At 64.5% G+C, this 3942-nt stretch carries 2 protein-coding genes and 2 pseudogenes; 1 reads left to right on the top strand and 3 read right to left on the bottom strand.

Translation table 11 applies throughout. The annotated features are described in order from the left end of the window. Positions 1 to 217: 217 nt before the first annotated feature. Positions 218 to 965 (top strand): annotated as a pseudogene (locus ACWDSI_RS20365) (transposase); the annotation flags it as partial. A 63-nt stretch (positions 966 to 1028) separates the two neighbouring features. On the opposite strand, the gene istB reads toward ACWDSI_RS20365, so the two are convergent. The 3 genes and pseudogenes from istB to ACWDSI_RS20350 form a co-directional block, all read right to left on the bottom strand. Next, positions 1029 to 1883: an IS21-like element helper ATPase IstB gene (gene istB, locus ACWDSI_RS20360; protein ID WP_449757673.1), complete on the bottom strand. Its 855-nt coding sequence runs from the start codon at positions 1881 to 1883 to the stop codon at positions 1029 to 1031. Continuing rightward, entirely contained in the window at positions 1880 to 3232 is a 1353-nt protein-coding gene (locus ACWDSI_RS20355; protein ID WP_449757672.1) for an IS21/IS408/IS1162 family transposase, read from the bottom strand. The genes istB and ACWDSI_RS20355 overlap by 4 nt, the downstream gene beginning before the upstream one ends. A 106-nt stretch (positions 3233 to 3338) precedes the next feature. After that, a pseudogene (locus tag ACWDSI_RS20350) lies at positions 3339 to 3860 on the bottom strand (sugar transferase); the annotation flags it as partial. Positions 3861 to 3942: the final 82 nt, after the last annotated feature.

Genomic DNA, 3942 nt, shown 5'->3' with positions numbered 1-3942 from the left:
CTTCGAGAAAGGCAAACTCGTCGAACCCGACGCCACCTCAGGCACCCAGGAGGCCGCCTGAAAACCGCTCATCCACAGGTCTTGACAATATCTCGACGTAGATCCGAAAGTGCCAGTGTTTCAACGAGGCGCACACTCGTATACTGACCGGGTTCAACCAGTGGACGCAACACCCGTAGGGAGAGAGGGTGTTTGGATGGGTCGTCCGGACGGGTGGATGGTGACGGTGACGGGTAGGCCGGCAATGCGGTCGCCGGGCCGTCCGCCGTATCGCCGTGATGTCGAGCGTCAGTTCTGGGCCAAGATCGCCGAAGGTCTCACGAGTGACGACGCCGCGGTCGCGTGCTGCGTGTCGCAGGCCGTTGGGACCCGATGGTTCCGCCAGGGTGGGGGCATGGCACCTTTCGAATTGCACAGCGGGTCCGGTCGGTACTTGTCGTTCGCCGAGCGCGAGGAGATCGCGCTGGCACACGGCCGGGGTGAGAGCGCTCGCGCGATCGCACAGCTGCTGGGGCGCTCGCCGTCGACGATTTCAGCGAGTTGCGTCGGAACGCGGCCACGCGCAGCGGAAAGGTCGAGTACCGGGTCTCGGTGGCCCAGTGGAAAGCGGAGTTGATGGCGCGTCGACCGAAGGAGGCCAAGTTGGTGGCCAATCCGCGGTTGCGTGAATATGTTCAGGACCGTCTCGAGGGTGTGGTGCGCGATGAGGACGGGCAGGTAGTCGGCGGTCCGAAGCCGCGAGAATGAAAGGGCCGCAACAAACCTCGTCGTGAGGATCGTCGGTGGGCGGTGGCTGGAGTCAAGAACAGATCTCACATCGCCTTGAGCTCGATTTCCCGGATGATGAGAGTATGCGGATCTCACATGAGGCGATCTATCAGTCGCTCTATATCGAAGGGCGTGGCGCTCTCAAGCGTGAGCTGGTGACGTGTCTGCGCACCGGTCGGGTATTGCGGGTGCCGCAGGTGACGAGGCTCAAGAAACTTCCCCAGGTGTGCTCACTGAAATTCCCCACCCGTGGGCGGCTCCTACTGTAGCGTCCGGCGGGTTGGTGCGGTGGCGGTGCGCTGGTTGTGGGTGCGGGCGTGGTGGTCGCGGAGCCGGTAGGAATCGCCGTCGAGTTTGAGCACGACTGAGCGGTGGAGCAGTCGGTCGAGCATGGCGGCGGCGACGGTGGTGTCGCCGAGGACCTCGCCCCATTCGGCGACTGACCGGTTGGTGGTGATCACGATTGATGTTTTCAAATATCGTTGTGCCACAACTTGAAACAATGCTGACGCGGCTTCGGCCGGCAACGGTAGATATCCGAGTTCGTCGATCACCAGCAGGGTGGGGCCGGCGAAGAACCGCATGCAGGTGGCCCAGCGGCCCTCGATGGCGGCTTTGTGGCAGCGCGCAGCCAGATCCGCGGCGGTGGTCACATAGGTGCGGTAGCCGGCGTGCACCGCGGCATGCGCCAGCCCGACGGCGAGGTGGGTTTTGCCGGTGCCGGGTGGGCCGATGAGCAGCACGTTCGTCGCCGATTCCAGATACGCGCAGGTGCCCAGTTCACGGATCAACGCCCGGTCGACTCCGGGGGCGGCATCGTAGTCGAACCCGTCCAGGGTGGCGGGGGTGGGCAGGCAAGCGAAGCGCAGCCGCCCGGCCAGGCGACGGGCCTCGGTGGCATCGACCTCGATGCCGAGGAGGTGCTCGAGGGTGTGGGTCATCGTCCACTCCTGCTCGGCAGCGATCTGCAGCACCTGCGGTAGGGCTTGCGCGGCGGCGTCGAGTTTGAGTGCGGCGAGATGCCCACGCAGTTGCTGGTACACCGAGACCGCCGATTGTGACTGCGGTGCAACGCTGTTCGAGTCGTCAGCGGCTGTCGTGTTGGTGGTGGTCATGGGAGTTGGGTCCTGTTCTGCGCGGCGCGTTCATAGACGCTCAGATCGATCACCGACGCCTCGGTCGGTGTGGCGGGGTGGGCGGTTGTGGTGGTGCGGCGCAGTGCTTCCGCGGCGTGTCGGGCGGCCTCGCCGGGTGGGATGCGTTCCTTGCGGCGGTGCGGGCGGCGACTGGAGGAGGCGCCGGCTTGGGCGAGGATGTCCAAGGCGACGACATGGCCGTGGTCACGCACTTGGGCTCCCGAGCCGGCAGTGGCCAGGCGGTGGCGGGCGATCACGATGCCCGAGTCGGTGGCGATGTCGATATGCCCGTCGCCGAGTCGCTCACTGACGTGCACGTCGCTCATCGCCAACTCCGGGGGCACCGAGTACTGGTTGCCCTTCCACGCCACCAGCGCCTGGCGAGACACGGTTCGCACCTCGGTGACCGTCGCCGGGTACGGGGCCGCTGGCGGGGCGCTCAGCGGTTCGCGTGCGGCGACGGTAGCCACGTTCGAGCGCCCATCTTTGGTGCGGCGCATCCGCACATCCGAACGGGTCCGGCAGAACGTGTCGCAACTGGCCTGCGCCTGCTCGACGGTCAGCTCATCGGCCACGGTGCGCCACCACCGCTGCGCAGCAGTGTGATTGGACTTCTCCACCACACCTTTGCGGTTCCCACGCCGGGGTGGGCACACCGCCACCGAAACACCGTAATGCTTGGCGACGCCGGCGAACTCGGCGTTCAACGCCCCGGTCGACGGGTGACACACCGTGGCCATCCGGTCGAACCGCCATACCTTGGTGACCCCACCCAAGCGGCGGGTGATGCGGTCGATACCGGCGATCACCTGCGGGCGGGTCATATCCGGCGCCAGATAGCCGCGCCATCGCCCAGAATGCGCCAGCGACCCGACCAGCAAGAACGCGGTCGAACCCCAATCCCACTGCACTGGAGGATTCGGCAACTCCACCCAATCCCATTGTGTCTCTTCACCGGGCGGGTGCTCGATGATCGCGTTCGCCCGTTCGGTGACCTGCGCGCAGTCAGCACACTTTGGTCGCAAACCGCGAGTCCGGATCTGGCGGGTCAGGGTCTGATACGACTGGCTGTAGCCGAGGTCCTCGAGTTCATCGCACAACGTGCGCGACCACAGATGCGGGTCCTCGTCGAGTCGGGCCCGGACATAGTCGAGGTAGGGGTCGAACGGATCCACCTCCGGCTTCCTACGTTCGCCCGGGGTGCGCTCACCGTTGAGGTAAGCCCGGATCGTCTTCCTATCGTGGCCGGTATGTCGGGCGATCGCCGAGATCGTCCACCCCCGTTTGTGCAGTGCATGTACTTCCACATCGCTCTCCCGTGTCAACATGAAAGCGGGCCTCCCGAGGTAGCTGGTGAGTGGTCAGAGACCATCAGCATCACGGGAGGCCCGCCTACTCTGGCGGCGCCACACGGGTGGGGAATCTAGGTGAGCATCACTGGGGAATTTCGATGAGCGCCGTCATTCGAGCGAGGATCACAATAGCAAGAGGCAGCGACCAGTTCTCAACGTAGGATAAGTCGAGCCGGACCGACTCTTCCCAGCTAAGGTCACTACGGCCGGAGACCTGCCACAGCCCCGTCATGCCGGGTCTTACTAGCATCCTCCGAGTGACCGTCTCGTCGTATGTCTCGACCTCCTGCCGAAGTGGCGGACGAGGACCAACGAGACTCATCGAGCCGCCGACAACGTTGAACAGCTGCGGCAGCTCATCGAGGCTGTAGCGACGCAGAAATGATCCGACGCCGGTTACTCGCGGATCTTCCTTCATCTTGAACAGTGGACCGCTGCCCTCGCTCTCGGACGCGAGTTGCGCCCGCAATTGATCGGCGCCTACCACCATCGAGCGAAACTTCCACATGTGAAATGGCTTATTGTCGACGCCGATTCGCTCCGCTCGGTAGAAGACGGGCCCCCGAGAACCCATCTTGACTGCGAGTGCGCGAGGAATGATCAAGACCTGTGGATCAGGGAGGGCGTGCCTTCCCGTAAATATGATCCTGGTAGTCACTTGATCAAGTCAGCGTTGCAGCGCTGGC

The organism is Gordonia sp. NPDC003429 (assembly GCF_053588575.1).
Note: the sequence above shows the minus strand (reverse complement) of the source record. Positions and strands in the feature narration are given on the sequence as shown.